The 19,002-nt window shown below is 54.4% G+C and carries 14 protein-coding genes; 8 read left to right on the top strand and 6 right to left on the bottom strand.

Annotation, left to right across the window (positions count from 1 at the left end; genetic code table 11):
* Positions 1 to 77: 77 nt before the first annotated feature.
* A complete protein-coding gene (locus tag ABWV33_RS00255) occupies positions 78 to 1,631 on the top strand; it encodes a class I adenylate-forming enzyme family protein (RefSeq protein ID WP_353328495.1) in 1,554 nt (517 codons plus the stop codon).
* A gap of 150 nt (positions 1,632 to 1,781) precedes the next feature.
* Here the strand turns inward: ABWV33_RS00255 and ABWV33_RS00250 are convergent, their stop codons facing one another.
* Entirely contained in the window at positions 1,782 to 2,972 is a 1,191-nt protein-coding gene (locus ABWV33_RS00250; protein WP_353328493.1) for an aromatic ring-hydroxylating oxygenase subunit alpha, read from the bottom strand.
* Positions 2,973 to 3,154: 182 nt separating this feature from the next.
* On the opposite strand from ABWV33_RS00250, the gene ABWV33_RS00245 reads away from it, so the two are divergent.
* The 7 genes from ABWV33_RS00245 to ABWV33_RS00215 all read left to right on the top strand — a co-directional run bounded on the left by ABWV33_RS00245 (position 3,155) and on the right by ABWV33_RS00215 (position 11,655).
* Positions 3,155 to 4,585 carry an MFS transporter gene (locus tag ABWV33_RS00245; protein ID WP_353328491.1) on the top strand — a complete coding sequence of 477 codons (1,431 nt, stop codon included), beginning with the start codon at positions 3,155 to 3,157 and terminating at the stop codon, positions 4,583 to 4,585.
* Between the two features lie 65 nt (positions 4,586 to 4,650).
* The gene (locus ABWV33_RS00240) at positions 4,651 to 6,084 is read left to right on the top strand and encodes a coniferyl aldehyde dehydrogenase (protein WP_353328490.1); all 1,434 of its coding nucleotides are present in this window, start codon (positions 4,651 to 4,653) and stop codon (positions 6,082 to 6,084) included.
* A 9-nt stretch (positions 6,085 to 6,093) separates the two neighbouring features.
* Complete coding sequence (locus tag ABWV33_RS00235; protein ID WP_353328488.1) at positions 6,094 to 6,402, top strand: hypothetical protein; 309 nt, start codon at positions 6,094 to 6,096, stop codon at positions 6,400 to 6,402.
* Between the two features lie 34 nt (positions 6,403 to 6,436).
* Positions 6,437 to 6,868, top strand: a complete 432-nt coding sequence (locus tag ABWV33_RS00230; protein ID WP_164620278.1) for a DUF2141 domain-containing protein — start codon at positions 6,437 to 6,439, stop codon at positions 6,866 to 6,868.
* Positions 6,869 to 7,053: 185 nt separating this feature from the next.
* On the top strand, positions 7,054 to 8,826 hold the full coding sequence (locus ABWV33_RS00225; protein WP_353328486.1) for a DUF1800 family protein: 1,773 nt from the start codon (positions 7,054 to 7,056) through the stop codon (positions 8,824 to 8,826).
* Positions 8,827 to 8,829: 3 nt separating this feature from the next.
* Positions 8,830 to 10,218, top strand: coding sequence for a DUF1501 domain-containing protein (locus ABWV33_RS00220; protein ID WP_353328485.1), 1,389 nt, complete (start codon positions 8,830 to 8,832; stop codon positions 10,216 to 10,218).
* A gap of 186 nt (positions 10,219 to 10,404) precedes the next feature.
* The gene (locus tag ABWV33_RS00215; RefSeq protein WP_353328483.1) at positions 10,405 to 11,655 is read left to right on the top strand and encodes an Hsp70 family protein; all 1,251 of its coding nucleotides are present in this window, start codon (positions 10,405 to 10,407) and stop codon (positions 11,653 to 11,655) included.
* A gap of 4 nt (positions 11,656 to 11,659) precedes the next feature.
* On the opposite strand, the gene ABWV33_RS00210 is transcribed toward ABWV33_RS00215, so the two are convergent.
* The 5 genes from ABWV33_RS00210 to ABWV33_RS00190 form a co-directional block, all read right to left on the bottom strand.
* Entirely contained in the window at positions 11,660 to 11,839 is a 180-nt protein-coding gene (locus ABWV33_RS00210) for a hypothetical protein (protein ID WP_113822734.1), read from the bottom strand.
* A 133-nt stretch (positions 11,840 to 11,972) separates the two neighbouring features.
* Positions 11,973 to 13,742, bottom strand: coding sequence for an acyl-CoA dehydrogenase family protein (locus ABWV33_RS00205; protein ID WP_353328482.1), 1,770 nt, complete (start codon positions 13,740 to 13,742; stop codon positions 11,973 to 11,975).
* 11 nt (positions 13,743 to 13,753) lie between these two features.
* Positions 13,754 to 16,051: a 3-hydroxyacyl-CoA dehydrogenase/enoyl-CoA hydratase family protein gene (locus tag ABWV33_RS00200; protein WP_353328480.1), complete on the bottom strand. Its 2,298-nt coding sequence runs from the start codon at positions 16,049 to 16,051 to the stop codon at positions 13,754 to 13,756.
* Positions 16,052 to 17,233 (bottom strand): acetyl-CoA C-acyltransferase, encoded by a 1,182-nt coding sequence (locus tag ABWV33_RS00195; protein WP_353328479.1) that lies wholly within the window; start codon positions 17,231 to 17,233, stop codon positions 16,052 to 16,054.
* 69 nt (positions 17,234 to 17,302) lie between these two features.
* Positions 17,303 to 18,946 (bottom strand): long-chain-fatty-acid--CoA ligase, encoded by a 1,644-nt coding sequence (locus ABWV33_RS00190; RefSeq protein ID WP_353328477.1) that lies wholly within the window; start codon positions 18,944 to 18,946, stop codon positions 17,303 to 17,305.
* Positions 18,947 to 19,002 lie beyond the last annotated feature (56 nt).

Below are 19,002 nucleotides of genomic sequence, written 5' to 3'. Positions count from 1 at the left end.
AAAGGCGGGTATCCAAGAGATGACATATTAACGAACGTTCACTAATATTCGTTCCGCGATGGAGGAGAATGAAGCCCATGCTAACGCTTGGTGAATTGATCAACCGCAATGCCCGCACCCACGGTGACCGAGAAGCTTATGTAGATATGAGCCGTCGAGTGTCTTGGCGTGCACTGGATGAGCGGACAGACGCACTTGCACATGAGTTGCGCCGTTCTGGTGTTAAGCCAGGCGACCGAATTGGCGTCATCCTCAAAGACTGTATCGAGGTGGTTGAAACCATCGGCGCTTGCGCCAAGGTCGGGGCCGTTCGTGTTGGGTTAAACTACCGCCTTGCCCCACCAGAGCTGGGGGCACTGATAGATGACAGCGGTATCGATCAATTGTTCGTACAGACGGAAATGGCAGAGATTGCCACCAGTGCGTTGCAGCACAGTGATCGCCAGCCCAGGCTAATTGGCATTGGGGCCGGTCATTCACTCGAGCGCGATTATGAAACAATGATCGCCAAGGGGGCGACTGACACATTGTTCAAGCAAACCCGGCACGAACGGTTGATGATCTGTTACACGACCGGGTCAACCGGGCTGCCCAAAGGGGCCATCTACCCTCATCAGTTGATGATGGAGTCGATGGCAGCGATCGCATTGGCCGAAGGCGCCACCCCTGACGATGTATTCCTGCATGCCATGCCTGCCTCAGGCGTTCCGATCATGCATTTAATGCGAAACATTTTCCACGGATCCAAATGCGCCATCATTGGAGAGTGGGACGCTGAACGAGCCTTGCAGATGATCGAAGCAGAGCAATGCTCGATCTGCGTCTTGGTTCCGACAATGCTGAATAGCCTGCTCAATTCAGGTCTCATCGAAAAGTACAATGTCTCATCTATGCGTCAGTTGGGATATGGATCTGCCCCCATTCCGCCTGCCACCATTCGCGACGCCGTACAAGCGTTCGGCTGTTCGTTCTTACAAATGTACGGCACGACTGAATTGATGGGCATGTCTATGATGATGACAGCAACCGATCACAATCTCGCTTTGAACGGGGGCCATGATTGTCTTTCCAGTGCTGGACGCCCGCTGTATTTCGTTGATGTCAAAATTGTCGATGACGCGGGCAACGTATTACCAGATGGTGAAGCCGGTGAATTGTTGATCAAAACACCCTATGTCATCCCCGGTTATTGGAATCAGGACGTCAAGTATTCGGAAACAGTGCGCGATGGTTGGTTGTACACAGGCGACATCGCCACGCGCGATTCCCAAGGGTTCATTTATCTGATGGATCGTGCGAAATTTCGCATCAAATCAGGCGGATACAACATCTTCCCTGTCGAGATCGAAAACTGTTTGGCAGAGCACAACGCAGTGGACGAGGTCAGCGTGTTTGGCCTGCCTGATCCGAAATGGGGAGATCGGATCCACGCCACTGTGACGCTTAGCGACGGTTCAGACCTGACCGGAGAAGAACTGCGTGAATTCTGTCGTGGGCGGATCGCCAATTTCAAAATCCCCAAAGAGATCGAGATCTGGGACACCCTCCCCAAGGGGCCAACTGGAAAAATCCAGAAACGCGAGATTATCGAGATCTGCAAACAACGAGAGGCGGCGCCACACTCTCACTGACGCCTCTCTAGTGCGCGGTGGTGTTCCCCACCATCGCGCGCACCAGACACCCTCAACTTGCGTCTCTTATTATTTAGGGGCGTAGTGTTGCCTAAAACCACCCCGCCGAACGGGGTGGTTATGCACATCATATCAACGCCGCTGCGTAGATTAAGCCTTTGGCACAAAATTTCGCACGCGCTGTTGAAAATAAGTCAAAGGAGACTCGGCGCCTGCCCCGCTGGCCAACTGCCCAACCGAATATCTGGGCGACATCAGCGCGCGCTGCATTTTTTCCACGACATAGACATCTTCGGTTTGGAAATCCCCGGTTTCCAAGGGGTGTTTTTTCCAGTGCGACGACTTTACCGTTCCCGTGGTTTTGTCATAGCCCGGCACATATTTCAGCCCGCCCATCGCCTTGAGACGCCCCTTGGGCATCCAACTGTGCACCTCAAGCCGAGTTTTCCCTGGCGCAATGGGATACATGATGGACAAGGAAAATGAGTAAGGCGAAGTAACAACCAACGTGGTCGGGAACATCGCATACACACCACCATAGCCATGTTCCCCGGTATGCAGCAGCGGTTTGAGCTTCATCTTTTGCAGCTGTTCCGCCACGTATTGCGGGATGCGGCTTTTGATATTTTCATGTTCGGTTGAGTACCAAACCTGATGATCCCCATGGGTATCCCACACGTTCTTTTCTGGACGCGGACCGCCCAATGTATGCTCGTGCAAATAGGCCAGATGATAACCGTCGATGGCATTCTCAAAGAACACTTTCCAGTTGCACTCCATTTCGTACACAATGACGTCCTGCGCGCGCGCAAGTTCCGGGTTGTTCAAGTCATGTGGCCAAACAACCTCGGGGATCGTGCCCAGCCAATCTTCTAAGTTCAGATCAGGTTCAGGGCTAACAAAAACCAGGCCTTTGAACTCTCCAATCGAGGCGCGATGCAGGCCGTTTGCCTTTTTGTCAAAGTTTGGAAACAACTCTCTCTGATCCGGAACACCACGCAATGCTCCATCCAACCCAAAGGTCCAGCGGTGGTACGGGCAAACGATGGTTTTCCCAGTGTTTCCGCATCCCCGATCAACCAATTCCGTCCCTCGGTGACGGCAGATATTGTGAAAGGCGCGCAATTCGCCGTCAGACCCCCGAATCACAAGTAAGGTGAATGTTCCAACCGTTGCGGTCATGTAATCACCCGGATTCGGAACATCGCCGACAACACCCGCAAATCCCCAAGTTTTGGCGAACAACTCCTTCATTTCTCGGTCAAACCAGTCCTGCGAAGTGTAAGCCTCAGGTGGTAATATCTGAGTGGCTTGATCCGGCATATGGGTATCTAAAGTCACGAAAATCTCCTCTTCATTCTATACGACATTGCGCGATTGGCCAGTTGTTAGTCACATTAGACAAACAATCATCTTTGACAACTAATGTGCAATGTGCTTCACTTCAAGCAAATGTGAACGTTCACTAACTAAAGCTTACCAAACCCACCAACGAGTGGGTCCACAGGCAAAGGGAGGCACCAATGACAACCATAAACTCCGGCACGCCCGGTTCTATGCAGCTTGCCTATGGGCTGGGCGGTATCGCGAATGGCGTATTTTCAAACGGGCTCAGCTTTTTCCTGCTGATCTATTACAATCTGGTCATTGGATTGCCCGCTGAAATGGTTGGCCTTGCCCTGTCCATTGCGCTTGTCTTTGATGCGGTTTCGGATCCGTTGGTTGGATATATTTCAGACAACTGGAAATCTCGCATGGGTAAGCGGCATCCGTTTATCTATCTGGCGCTCATCCCCGTTTCAGCGCTGTTCTGGCTGATTTGGAATCCACCCTCTTCGCTGGCGTCTCAGATGGAACTGTTCTGGTTCCTGCTGGGCACAACAATCGCGTTGCGGTTAGCAATGACGCTCTATGATGTGCCTCATAACGCAATGGTTCCTGAACTAACCTCAAGCTACAATGGGCGAACCCTGCTAGCAGGATACAAAGTGTCAGCCACATGGATCGCGGGTCAGATCATGGTCATCGCAATGTATGTTGTGTGGTTGGTGCCAACCGACATCATGCCATATGGCATCTTGAACCAAGCCGGTTACCAACAAGCTGGATTGTTCGGAGCCGTGATCATCGGCATTGCAATTCTCATGTCTGCGCTGGGGCTCAACCGGTATCAGAGCAAAATGCAACAGATTGCCCATGCAGAACACGGAAATGCAGGCGGTTTCTTTACCCAGTTTCTTGCTGCGGCCAGTCTGCCAAGCCTGCGCGCCATCTTCATTTCTTCAGCTGTTTTTGCCATCGGGGCCGGCATTGGAGCCGCGCTGTGGACCTATTTGATGAGCTTTTACTGGGAACTCAGCAACGATCAGATCGTGTACATCTTGTTCGCCAACCTCATCGGAGCGCTGGCTGCAGGGCTTATGATTAAAACCGTTTCCAATCGCGACAATAAGAAATCCGCTGCGATCAAGCTGTCGGTGCTTTCAACAATCGTCGGCGTCGGTCCTTATCTCTTGCGTCATTTCGATTTGTTTCCAGCCAATGGAACAGAAATGCTACTGTATGCATTGCTGATCCATGGTGTTTTGCAGGTCGGTTTGATCGTGGCAACGACTTCACTGATGACGTCTATGACCGCAGATGTCGTCGAAGTGGGTTTGCATCACTCTGGATATCAAAACGAAGGTATCATTACTGCCTCTATCACCTTTGTTCTTAAGGCGGGTACCGCGGGTGGGCTGGCTATTTCAGGCGCATTTCTAGGTCTGATCGGGTTTCCAACCGCGCCGGACCAATCAAACCTGACCCCCGAAATTATCAGCGGCCTTGGCTACAACTATACCTTGTTGACGATGGTGGTTTACGTGCTCTCGATTATCGCGCTGTTCTTTTACCGTATCGACAAACAGCAATTCGAGAACCTGGTGCAGAACACGTCTCGCGCAGCGACTTAATCTCATACATTCAACGGGCGGGGCGCATGTTACCCCGCCTGCCCCACACCAACGGAGATGATTTCATGACTCATCACGACCCGACCCTCGCAGCCGATATGCAGGCCCTTCTGGAAACCCAGCGCGCGCATTCCTTGAAAGTGCCCACCGCGAAAGATCGTATCGACCGCATCAATCGTCTGATCGACCTGATCGCAGACAACAAAGACGCGCTTGCAGATGCCATTTCGACCGATTTTGGCAATCGCAGCAGGGCCGAGACCCTGATCGCGGATATTGGCGGCACTCTAACAGAACTGAAACATGCCAAAAGCCATTTGGCACAATGGATGAAGCCGTCCAAAGCCAAGGTCGATTTCCCGCTCAACATGTTTGGCGGCAAAGCACGGATTGAATATCAGCCCCTTGGTGTGATCGGGATTGTCGCGCCGTGGAATTTTCCGATCTATCTTGCAATTGGCCCCATGGGCGAGGCGTTTGCAGCCGGCAATTCTGTTATGCTGAAACCGTCCGAATTCACGCCGGCCACCTCTAATCTAATGAAAACCCTGATCGAGCAGAGTTTTTCCCCGCACGAGGCCGTCGTCATAACTGGTGGCGTCGAAACAGGGGTAGCCTTTACCAAGCTGCCTTTCGATCACTTGCTATTCACTGGTGCGACCTCGATCGGGAAACACATCCTGCACGCAGCAGCTGACAATCTTGTCCCTGTAACGTTGGAGTTGGGCGGCAAATCCCCTGCCATTGTCACAGACAACGCCAACCAGGACACAGCGGCGGCACGGATCGCAGCAGGCAAGTTATTTAATACGGGTCAAGTTTGCTTGGCCCCAGATTACGCCTTGGTCCCGCGCGAAAACCTACGCGCCTTTGTAGACGCGGTGCAGGGTAAAATCGCAGCCGCCTATCAAACGCTACAAAACAACCCCGACTACACCCACATCGTATCAGATCGTCAACTTGATCGCCTGAAAGCACTCGTCACACAGGCCCGCGACAGCGGTGCCGAAGTGATCGAAGTAAACCCCGCTGGGGAGGATTTGAGCGCGATCAATGAAAAGGTTATGGCCCCGACTATCATCGTTGACCCGTCCGCCGATCTAGATGTGATGACAGACGAAATCTTTGGCCCAATCCTGCCCGTTGTTCCCTATGACACGCTGGATCAGGCCATCGCTTTTGTAAACGCGCGCCCACGCCCGCTTGCATTGTATGTGTTCAGCGCGGATGCGCAGGACCAAGAAACGGTTCTGGAAAACACGACCTCTGGCGGGGCCTGCATCAATGACACGATTATGCATTCCACCCAGCACAGCCTACCCTTTGGCGGCGTTGGTCCATCGGGCATGGGATCTTATCACGGGCACCATGGCTTCAAACTCTTTAGCCACGAAAAAGCTGTCTACAAGCAGATCAACATGGATTCACCGTTCAAACCCCTGCGCGCCCCATTTGGCAACAAGTTCAAAAAGGCCATCGCGCCCATGTTGAAGAAATAAGGACATAATATGAAGCACTTAACGAACCACCCTATCACGTGGCTCACTGTGATTGCGCTGATTTTTGCAACGCTGTTCGGCCATTACTGGATCTGGGGATCTCTCTTCCTATGGTGGTCTTATACGTCCTTTGTCGCGGGCGAAGCCTTTATTGGTGACATCGTAAACGTGCAGGAGAACCCACCGCTGTTTTGGACGGTCACTGTGATGTGGTTCAGCCTAGGGACCTATTATGTCGTTCAAGATTTGGCTTGGCGTTTGTTTGGCGTCTACTTCGATATCACTCAATTGGTTGGTGTAAATCCTTACGGTTTCTGACCTGCTCCCCTCTTACAACTCAGAAAGATTGATTATGGTACATGCAAAAGTTCTAACTAGCAGCCTCATCGCTGCGGTCCTTAGCGCCTCAGCGGCCTATGCCGACATGCCGGTTACAATCAACAACGTTGATGCATCAGGTGGGGCGATCCACGTGTTGGCATTCAACGACAAAACCGCGTTTGAGGGCAACATGTTCGCCAAAATGGTGAGCTATGTGAAAATTCCAGCTACCGAAGGCACCGTTACAGGCACCCTTAAGGGTCTTGAGCCAGGCACCTATGCAATCATGTTGCACCACGACGCCAACGAAAACGGTCAGATGGAAATGAAAGGCGCCGTGCCACTCGAAGGCTGGGGATACAGCAATGGCGCGGGCGCGACCTCTGTTCCAACGTTTGAAGAGGCCTCTGTCGAATATACGGGCGAAAACACCGCCGAAATGGCGATGAATTACGCCCCCTAGTTCACCTGTGCAGAACCAAAACAACCAGCAACATCCCGCCGAGCTGCGGGGTGTTTTTTTGTTTCTTACCTTGCAGGATGCGGCAATCATATTAACTTGTCAATTACGACAGTAAATTGATTTTCCGCCCCTTCCTGTCGCCCCGATAAAGCCCTCGTTTCAAGCAACTCAAAAGCGACAGCCCCATGATCAACACTTCTGGAGAAACCAGCCGGTTTCTGATGCAAGCCACATTGGGCGCCGATCAGGCCCTGCTAAATTCAGTCAGTCAGACCGGCATTCTCACTTGGCTGGACCAACAATTACGGCATCAGCCAAAGAACGGCCGCAAATTTGAAGATGCCACCCGCTCCATCTGGAAAGACTTTCGCGAGCGATTGGTTGCAGAACATGGCGCCTCAGCCTTGGACGGGGATGGCAACAATCCCGCCCTACCCTACAAGTGGTATTTCCATATGGCCTGGTGGGATCACACGCTCATCAGCAAGGATGACCTATTACGCCAGCGTGTCGCCCAAGCCCTGAGCGAAATTCTGGTGATCTCGGATCAGTCATCGCTCGAATTGGATTCAATCGGGTTCGCCAGCTTTTACGATCTGCTCTACAAACATGCTTTTGGCAAATACACCGAACTTTTGTACGAAGTTTCGATGCACCCAATGATGGGGATCTATCTGTCCCATCTGATGAATCAAAAAGCAGACAAGCAGCAGAACATCCATCCAGATGAAAACTATGCCCGTGAGATCATGCAGCTGTTTTCTATTGGCCTGTTTGAGCTGAATGCAGACGGCACCGAGAAACTGGATGCTGCCGGCAAACCGATCCCCACTTATGACAACTGCGACATCAAGGAGTTGGCCCGCGTTTTCACCGGATTATTGCCAGCTGCGTATCAATACGAATGGACCAACAGTTTCTGGGCCAAAGACTACAACGGGTACCCTGTTGGATTTGATGATGATGTGGAAAAGGCCTATAAAACAGTGCCGTTCATCGACGCGACCAAGGGAATGGTTGTCGATGAAAACTATCATGATCGCGGCGCAAAATCACTGCTGAACGGTCAAGTGACATTACCCGGAGGCCAAAAGGGACCACAGGAAATCTGGTCTGCGGTCAAGCAATTGGTTGCGCATCCTTCCACCGCTCCGTTCATCGCAAAACACCTGATCAACCGCATGGTCACCTCGAACCCCAGCCCCGCTTATGTACAGGCCGTGGCAGAGGCGTTTGGCAAAGAAGGCAACATTGGTGCAACGATTCATGTAATTCTGACATACCCAATGCAGAACGAAGTTGCCCACACCCGCCTTTCAAGTGCGCGCAAAGCGGATGGAAAGTGGGTGCAATCTCAGCGCCTGAAATCCCCTCTTCAACGGGTCACACAGTTGCTTTTGGCGTTTAATGCGCAAAACAAAAGCGGCCGCAATTGGGTGCTTGGCGACGACTTGCAAGAGGCGTTGCAAATGCACCCGCTTTCGGCGCCGACGGTTTTCAACTTTTACAAACCGGATTTTGCCCCTCATGGCCCAATTCAAAACGCAGGCCTGGTTGCGCCAGAGTTCGAATTACACACTGCGGCGACTTCGGTCTCTTACGTGAACCAGATGTATTATTGGTTCTTTGGCGGGTATCTGCCCTTGGTCAGCACCCAGATCGGATCAACCGAACAACAGAAGATGGTCATGGAAATGGATCCCGATACGCTTTGGTCTTACGAAAATGATGCGCTTTGGTTTGATTTCTCGGACGAAATAGCCGCTGTCGGGTCTGCTGCCAAACGAGATGCGCTGATTGATCGTATTAGCATTCTTTTGACGGGGCGCACATCGGGCACCGCTAAAGCGCGCATCAAAGAGGCAATCCGCCAGTTTTCAAACAACCCGGAATGGGTGGTGCAAACGATTGCTTTCATGATCTCCATCTCTCCCGAATTCACTGTTCAGGAGGCCTGAGCCATGTTCAATTCCCCCTTCACACGCCGCGCATTCTTGCAATCCACAGGTCTGGCTGCCGCAGGCACTGCGATGAGCGTCGGCTTGCCGGGTCTTGCCAATGCTGCAGCCAAAGGCACCTTGATCACACCACAGCGCAAAGCGTTGGTCTTTATCATGTTGGATGGCGGCAACGACAGCTACAATATGTTGGTGCCAAACACGGGTGTCTTTTATAAACAATACGCCAAAACGCGGGGCAATTTGGCGCACAAGCGACGCAACCTCTTAGCCCTAGACGGCCCCGAGGACGACGACGGGCGCAGCTTTGGCCTGCACAGTGCCATGCCTGAGGTGCAGCAGCTCTACAATGACAAGAAGCTTGCCTTTGTTGCCAACGTTGGGCCCTTGGTCGAGCGCATTCAAAAGGCTCAGTTTTATGACGGGTCTGCGCAACTTCCACTTGGTTTGCTGAGCCACGCGGATCAGTTCAAGCACTGGCAGACATCGCGCCCTGACTTGCGCCAGAACGATGGTTGGTTTGGTCATTTCGCAGATGAGCTGCAGCCTAGTCTGTCTGCACATGACATCCCGATGAACATCTCGCTTGCAGGTCATAACATTCAACAAAACGGGCATCAAAACCTACCCTATTCCATCACCGCCGATGGATCCGTAGGGTTGTATGTCAAAGAAGAGCGCAGTGACCTGAATGACGCCTTGTTGAACAGCTTTACCAAATTGATGAACGAAGACCACAGAGACGATCCATTTATGGAAACCTATCTGGACCTGACACGGCAAGCCCAAGCCAAGCATGAAGTGTTCCAAGAGGCGACGCGCGGAATTTCTGTACCGGGGCACTTCTCAACCACGGATCTAAGTCAACAGTTGCGCATGGTGGCTCGCACCATAAAAGCTTCTGAGGCCTTGGGCCTGCAACAGCAGACTTTTTTCATTCGCTATATCGGGTGGGATCACCATGATGAGCTTTTGAACAATCAGGGTCAAATGCTGGGCATTCTGTCGCGTGCACTGGGGGAATTTCAGACCGCCCTTGGCGACATGGGGCTCGACGAAAAGGTTGTGACATTTACCGGCTCTGATTTCGGACGCACATTGACGTCAAACGGCAATGGCACGGATCACGGCTGGGGCGGCAACACGATCGTCATGGGCGCACCTGTCAAAGGGGGCCGTGTTTACGGCGAATACCCAAGCCTGGGGTTAGGCAATGACAACCTACAAGACATCGGTGACGGGGTCCTGATCCCAACGACGTCGACGGATCAATTGTATGCTGATCTGTCCTTATGGTTTGGTGTTCAGTCCGATGCCTTGGATGGGCTATTCCCCAACCTGAAACGGTTCACAAATTTATCCAGTGGCGCCCGGCTGGGGCTTTTCTCATAAATCATCCAAAGGGGCACGCCTGACGCCGAATTGGTGTGTTCCTTTTTTCGATTTCGCATTCCTTGTGGCGGTTTGGGCCCCACTTTGGCGACTGCGCAGCAGAAGCCGTTCAAACAGGCTTGACCTTAAACGACCCAGCGCCTAATCCGGCTGCTTTCTTTGATTGGTGATCGCGAGGAAGTGGGCATGACGACACAAAGTCTGGCATTGGGAATTGACTTTGGAACCTCCAATTCTGCCGCGGGTATGCTGCGCGATGGAAAACCCCACTTAATCGAGGTTGAGGCCGGGGAACGCACGTTACCCACTGCCTTTTTCTTTGATTTCGACACGCGCAAGACGCTTATTGGTGGGGCCGCGAACACAGCACTGATTGATGGGCTTGAAGGGCGCTATATGCGTGCGTTGAAACGGGTTCTGGGGACCTCACTGATGCATGAAAAACGCCAGATCCTGAATGAGCGCGTCACCTTTGTAGACATTATTGCACGCTTCCTGAAACAGCTGAAAACACGGGCAGAAGCCGAAACAGGATTGGTGTTTGAACGCGTTTTGTCCGGACGTCCGGTTCACTTTCATCTAAACGATGCGGCGCGGGACGCAAAAGCCGAGGAAGATCTGCTCGCCTGCTATTTGGCTGCCGGTTTCAAGGACGTCGCGTTTATGGCAGAGCCCGAAGCTGCGGCGATTGCAAGTGGTGCCCTTGATCAGAGCAAATCGCTTGGGTTGATCGTAGACATCGGCGGCGGGACATCCGATTTTTCTCTGTTCCAAGCGCAGGGAGGCAGCGTCAATATCCTTGCCAACCATGGCATACGGATCGGGGGAACCGATTTTGACCGCGCCGTCAGCATCGACCGCGTGATGCCATTACTGGGTAAGGGCAGCGAATTGCGCAATTTGCACGGCCCCGGTACGATGACCACCCCCAACGCCATCTTCAACGATTTGGCGACGTGGGAGAAAATTCCGTTTCTTTACACGGCAACCAGTCGTCGAACCGTCGCTGATATGCATAAAATGTCCCAAGAACCGGAAAAGCTGAAACGCTTTGTCGATGTGCTCGAATCCGAACTGGGCCACGATATTGCCTTTGCCGTTGAACGGGGCAAGATCGCGGCCAATTCCGGCACCGAAACCCGGGCTGAGATCGATCTGAGCATTGTTGAACGCGGCCTCTCAGCCGAGCTCTATCCCATCATGCTGGATCATTTGTTGCGCAGCTTTTCCGACTCAATCCAAACCGGTGCCCTTGAAACGCTGGCGATGGCAGATTGCGCGCCTGCACGTGTGGACCGAGTCATCTACGTCGGTGGGTCAAGCCTGATGTCATTTGTTACCAATACCATGAAAGACACGTTTCCCGAGGCGCAACACGAGTTTTCCGAGGTGTTTACTGCAGTCGCAGATGGATTGGCGATTGCTGCCGGGCACTAAGGCCCTAACCTTCTTCTACGGTTGGTTTCTTGTTCGCTTCTGCCGCGGCCTTCATGCGCGCCAGCAGGTCGGCTTTGCTTTCTGACTTGCCATAGGGGTTTTTCGACGACCCTTTGGCATTGTGTTCTTTGTGGCGCGGTTTGTTGCTGCCCTTTTTGGGCGCTCCGGATTTGGTATAGTCCATGTTCAGGCCCTTACGATCTGTTGAGGTATGCGCGCTGATGCCTGAAACGAAGCTGCATCGCAAGGCTAGCAAAGTTCGGGGGGCCGGGCGCCCTTGCTCGAAAAGCGCCCGGGTTTGTATGTGATGGCCTGTTTCAGAGGCAGCGGTCGGCGCGAAAAATCTGCCCCGGTTCCCCGGCCTGCATGATTATTTCGTGACTGATCGCCCTTGGCAAAGCCCGCGCAAGGAACGCACGTGCCGCATCCACCCGGTCCGCATAATAGTCCGATGATTGCTGACCCGCTCCGGCGCTGGCGGTCCGGGCGATGCGCGCCGACATCCAGGCGCTCAAGCTTAGGGCCGTCACCTCAAGATAGTCACAGGCGCCTGACAGAACATCCCCAGAGGCCGCGCTAAGTACCCAATCGGTACTCCGTGCCAATCGTGCAGCTGCATCACGCAGAGCTATATTTACATCCGCCAGATCGTCGCCTAATGCGTCGGCCTCGGCCAACATCTCGGCGACAAACCCTTTTACGACTACGCCGCCGTCTCCGCGCACTTTGCGCGTGACCAGATCCCGCGCTTGGACCGCACTGGTGCCTTCGTAAATTTCGGTAATGCGCACATCGCGCACTAACTGTTCAACGCCATAGTCTTTGATAAACCCATGTCCGCCGTGCATCTGTACCGCTTCATTGGCCATCCGCGACCCCAACTCAGAGAGGTAGGATTTCAGAACAGGCGTCAACATAGATAGCTGAGTATTGGCTTCGCCACGCGCCTCGAACGTTGCGGCTCGGTGCGCTTCGTCCAACAGCCCAGCGCCGAAATAAGCCAACGCACGCGCGGCATCCATTTCGCCCTGCGCCGTAAGCAATCGACGGCGAACGTCCGCATGGACCATCAAAGGATCGGCTGGCCCCTCAGGGTTCCAATGTTCGCCTTCAGCTCGCCCTTGAAGGCGTTCATGCGCATATGTGGTCGCCGTCTGAATTGCAGCTTCGGCAATGCCCAACCCCTGCTGGCCAACCGACAGGCGCGCGGCATTCATCATAACAAACATAGCTGCCAGACCTTTGCCTTCTTCGCCGACAATCCACGCTTTGGTGTCTTCGAACGAGATGGCGCAGGTCGGTGATCCGTGGATACCCATTTTGTCTTCGATCCCGGAAATCGTGATCGAGTTTCGGGTGCTTGTCGTGTTGTTCTCTTCATCCAGCATGTATTTCGGGGCCAGAAACAGCGACAAGCCACGGGGACCGGGCTGCGCGCCCTCAACCCGTGCCAAAATAAGGTGTGCGACATTTTCCGACATGTCATGATCACCCCAAGTGATAAAGATCTTGTTGCCAGTGATTGCATAAGATCCGTCATCATTGGCAACGGCTTTGGTTCGGATCAGTCCCAGATCGGTCCCACAATGGGGTTCCGTCAGGTTCATGGTCCCTGCCCAATTCCCGCTGGTCAATTGCGGACAATAGACCGATTTCTGGTGATCAGACCCATGGGCCATCAGCGCCTCAACCACGCCAAAGTTCAGCTCGTGAATCAAGGCAAAAGCCAGGTTTGACCCTGCCATCCCTTCACGCAGCGCGGCGTGCAGGACAAAAGGCAATTGCTGCCCGCCGTACTCTTCTTCAAGCGCCAGCGCGTTCCAGCCGTCTTCGCAGAACACTTTGTAGGCGTCAGCAAAGCCCGGCGCAGCATAGACCTGCCCATCGTCCAGTTTTGCGCCCGGACGATCGCCAGCTTCGTTACAGGTCGCTAGGTTGTCGCGCACAAACCCGTTGATCGCATCAACCACGGCAAAGAAGGTATCTTTGTCGCAATGTTCATACCCTGGCAACGCCAGCGTTTGGTCCAGATCCAGAACTTCATCAAGAAGAAAAGTCAAATCCCGTAGGGGAAGGTGATAGTCCATCGTTTCCTCCGTCAGTTTTTCAGGGGCTTCCCGGTGGCCATGGTATGACGCATCCGATCAACTGTTTTGTCCTGCCGGATCAGGCGCATCATGCCTTGGGCCTCAAGCGCGTGCAGCGCTTCTTCGGTTAGGGTACCGCCCTCACCGCCGGCCAGAACATGTGCCGTTTCACGTGCGATTTCGACCGTATAGGGCGCGTCAGCCGTGGCTTTGGCTAATGCGATCAAACGCGGTTCCAAGGCCTTGGTGATCGCCTCGGCATCTAACGTGATTTCAGCCTTTGTCGGAGCGGAGTACCCCGTGGCCAACGTCATTGCCGCTGCTTTGGCCTCGGACAGCAGGCGATCGCGATTCATCACCACACCATCCGTGAGGCGCAGATATCCCGCATGTTGGGCCATTGGCGCAGAGCCAGCCATCAACGCCGCAGCAATCACATCAAACGCGGCCTCTGCCCCCTTGATTGGATCGCCAAGTTCTGCAGTTTTCCGGAGCAATAGCGCCGTGGTCCCACCCCATGCGGGCAACAGACCCACGTTCGCCTCAACCAGGCCGATGTTGCTTTCGAGTGCTGCCATGACACGATCTGAATGCATCAAGATCTCGCATCCACCACCTAAGGCCAGACCGCAAGCGGCAGAGACCACGGGGAACGGCGCATATTTGATCTTGCGCATGGTGGCTTGCCCGATGGCAAGTTGATCTGCGACCAGATCCAAGTCCCCAGCGTCGGCGCGATCCAGAGCCTTTTTCAGGTTGGCCCCCACAGAGAAATGATTGCCGTCCGAGCCGATGACCATCGCCTTAAAATCACGTCCGACCACATCAAGCGCGTCGGACACACCGGTCATGACTGGATCATCCAGCGCAGCATTCGGTGCAGTGATAGTCAACAGGGCTACGTCATCGCCCATATCGCGCAGTGTAACGGCGTCGGTTCCAAAAACAGGCACGTCAGTCAGATCAGAGGCAAAGATCACGCCCGGCCCGCGTGGTACGTCGGCCTGTTCACCCGAGGGCAGCAAAACTTTGCGATCCAAGCCTTTGCCCGAATAAATTCCGCCACGATCCGCAGCCAGCGCCAGCAATGGCGGCACGTCGTGTCCTTCGGCCTGCAAACGCGCGACAATCTTATCGACGCCGATCTTGTCGATCAGCTTGAACGGACCCATACGCCAGTTATAACCCAGCTCCATCGCAGCATCGATATCAGCTGGATTAGCGGTGATCTCGGGCACGCAATAGGCTGCATAAGACAGGGTTGGCCCCATCACAGACCAAGCATAGTCTGCCAGCCGATCCCCGGCTTGATCAATGAAATCCATGCCAAAGGATTTGGCCAGTTCCGGCCCCTTGGTTTGGGTTCGGTAGTCCAGTGTTGCCAGATCAACAGCCTCGGCAACAGGCTTACCGCTTGCATCCTTGCTGCGTTTATAAAACCCGGCTCCAACCTTGCGCCCGGCAAAACCTTTTGCTGCCATCTGATCAAACAGCTCCAACCCTTCGGTGCGGGTTTGTTGCGGATCGTCGGTCTCGAGCAGGTTGCGCATCGACAGGCGGGATTTGCCCATCAGGTCAACACCGATCAGATCCATCAGCGCAAAGACACCTGTGCCCGGTACACCAAAGGGGCGCGCAAGAACGGTGTCGGCCTCTTCAACCGTGATGCCACGGGCGACAGCTTCGCGTGTTGCGGCGTTCATCCACAGACCACCCAATCGGTTCGCAATGAAACCGGGACGGTCGTTGCAGGGCACAACGGTTTTACCCAAACGTTTGTCGCTAAAGGCACGCGCACGTTCAGTGGTGGCGGGATCCGTATCCGGGCCAGTAACCAGTTCAACCAGACGCATGTAGCGCGGCGGGTTAAAGAAATGCACGATCACGAACCGCTTGCGCAGCCCCTCATCCATCTGCGCGGTTAATTCCACCAAAGGAATGGTTGATGTATTCGAGCTGAGGATCGCGTCATCGCGCAGATACGGCGCGATTTTGCTGTACAATGCGTGCTTGATCGCCAGATCTTCCAGCACCACCTCGACCACCCAATCGCAGTCGCGCAATTGTTCCAAATCATCGTTCAAATTGCCCGCGCTGAGACGTGAGGCGTAGGCCGGGTCCGCCAATTGCGGTGCCCGACCTTTGGTCATGCGCTCAATCGCCCCCTTGGCGAGCATCGAGCGATCCTCGGCGTCTTTGGGTACGATATCGAGCAAAACCACTTGTGCTCCGGCGTTGGAAAAATGGGCCGCAATGCCTGCCCCCATAACGCCAGAACCGATAACCGCCACTTTGTTAATTTCGGACATTTACAGCACCTCGAACAGGCCAGCGGCACCCATACCGCCGCCGATGCACATGGTAGCGACAACGTATTTGGCGCCGCGTTTCTTACCTTCGATTAGCGCGTGGCCGACCATACGTGTGCCGGACATGCCATAGGGGTGACCCACGGAAATCGCGCCGCCGTTAACGTTGAGGATCTCGCTTGGGATGCCCAGTTTTTGCTGGCAGTACAGCGCTTGGCTCGCAAACGCCTCGTTCAGTTCCCAAAGACCGATATCATCCATTTTCAGCCCGTTACGTTCCAGCAGCTTTGGCACAGCAAAGACCGGACCGATGCCCATCTCATCGGGTTCGCAACCAGCCACAACGTAACCGACATAGCGGCCCAGCGGCTCAAGCCCACGCTGTTCGGCCAGCTTTTCGTCCATCACAACCTGCGCAGAACCACCATCAGACAGCTGCGATGCGTTACCAGCTGTGATCCACTTGCCTTCGCCCATAACCGGGTTCAGACCCTGCAGGCTTTCCAATGTGGTCGACGGGCGGTTGCATTCGTCCTGTGTCAGGGTAACTTCTTCGGAGGTTACTTCGCCAGTTTCCCGGTTGGTGTTCAGCTTGGTCACTGTGATGGGAACAATTTCGTCATCAAATTTGCCAGCCGACTGCGCCGCTGCAGTGCGTTGCTGCGATTGCAGGGCAAAGGCATCCTGTGCTTCGCGGGTGATGCCATAACGCTCGGCCACCAGATCAGCGGTTTTGATCATCGGATCATAGATGCCGCGCACGTTCTCTTTCAGCCATGCCTCTTCCAGACGGTTCTGGTTGGTGTTTTTCATCACCAGCGAAATGCTTTCCGCACCACCACCAACAGCGACTGGAACGCCATCAACGATCACCCGCGAACAGGCCCGCGCCAGTGCTTCGAGACCCGAGGAACAGAACCGGTTGATGGTTACGCCAGACGCGGTAACGGGCAGACCCGCACGCAATGCAACCTGACGACCTAAGTTGCCACCATTGGCGCCCTCAGGCACGGCGTTGCCGATGATCACATCTTCGATTTCGGCCGGATCAACACCTGCGCGTTTGACGGCTTCGGCCACAGCATGGCCGCCATAGACAGCGGGATGGGTGTCGTTGAACCCCCCACGAAAAGCTTTGCCAATGGCGGTACGGGCGGTGGAAACGATAACAACAGAACGCATGGGAAGAGACCTTTGGAAGAAGAAAAGGAAGGGGAGAGTAAAGGGGACGGTGACCGCCCCCTCCAATGATCAGTTGTCGGTTGGGAGCTTGTAGTCCGCATATTGGTCACGCAGATGCAGCTTGGACACCTTACCTGTTGCGGTGTGTGGCAGTTCGGCTTGGAACACCACGTCATCCGGGGTCCACCACTTGGCGATCTGCCCGTCATACAGTGCCAACACGTCTTCGCGGGTCACATCTGTACCTTCGCGTTTCACTGCAACGATTAGAGGCCGTTCATCCCATTTGCGGTGTTTGGCTGCGATACAAGCCGCCTCCAGCACGTCAGGATGGCTCATGGCGATGTTTTCCAAATCGATGGAGGAAATCCATTCGCCACCCGATTTTATCACATCCTTGGTGCGATCGGTCAGGCGCAGGTATCCCTTGGGGTCAATGGCCGCAACATCACCGGTTGAGAACCAGCCGTCATCGGTAAAGGCATCCGCCCCTGCCCCATTGTAATAGCTGGAGGCGACCCAATGACCGCGCACTTGCAACATACCAGCGGCTTGACCATCGTGTGGCAGCAACACGCCGGCGTCGTCAACGATGCGCATTTCGACACCATACAGCGCGCGGCCCTGTTTGGTTTTGATCTGCAGACGTTCATCGAGCGGCAGCTTGTCTTCGCCGCGCTTGAGAACCGCAAGCGTGCCAACGGGCGATAGCTCGGTCATGCCCCACCCGTGCACGACTTCGATACCGTGTTCTTTTTCGATCTGTTCGATCAAAGACAGCGGCGCGGCGGAACCGCCCATCATGGCACGTTCCACGGTTTTCAGACGGGCACGGTTTTGATCCAAATGTTCGAACAGCCCCAGCCAAACGGTCGGAACTCCTGAAATCATGGTGACCTCTTCACAATCCATCAGCTCTTGCAAGGGTGCCGGGTCCATTCCCGGTCCGGGCAGCACCAGCTTGGTTCCATTCATCAGTGCCGCGTAAGGAATACCCCAGGCGCAGGCGTGGAACATTGGCACCACCGGCAACGTCGCATCCCGCGAGCTAAGCGCCAACCAATCCCCACCAGACACCCCCATAGCGTGCAACACGGTGCCGCGATGGGAATAGAGCACACCCTTGGGGTTACCCGTTGTGCCCGAGGTATAACACAGCGCCATCGCTGCGTTTTCATCCAATTCAGGCCAATCAAAAGTGTCCGGCTTACCCGCGATCAAGCTTTCGTAGTCAGAGAACCGGGTTTTCATATCAGGCACACGATCTGAGTCTGTCAGGCTAAACCACCCCTGAACCGTTGGGCAACGGCTCGACACCGCATCAACCAGCGGCGCAAAAGTCGTGTCAAAGAACAGGTGCGTATCCTGCGCATCGTTCACAATAAAAGCGATCTGGTCAGGGTGCAGACGCGGGTTGATGGTATGACAAATCGCTCCAAGACACGCCAAGGCGTAATACAGCTCTAAGTGTTGAGCATTATTCCAAGCCAGCGTGGCTACGCGATCCCCCGCGCCAACGCCCATTTCAGTCAGAGCATGCGCAAGCTGCTGCGTTCGGCGCCCCATATCAGCAAAGCTGTGGCGATCAATCGACATGTCAGAATTCCGCCAGACGATCTCGGCTTCGGGGTGCGCGCGCATGGCGTGACGAAAGATGCTCGTCACCGTTAGCGGCATGGTCATGATTTGGCCCGGCATGGTCTGTTTCGCCATGAGTTTTCCTCCAGAATTGCCCCGCTGGGCGCTCTCATGCCCGGCAGCGATGTTAG

The sequence above is a fragment of the Phaeobacter sp. NW0010-22 genome (assembly GCF_040365955.1).
GTDB lineage: Bacteria > Pseudomonadota > Alphaproteobacteria > Rhodobacterales > Rhodobacteraceae > OMPR01.
This window is presented reverse-complemented; position numbering and strand designations above follow the sequence as displayed.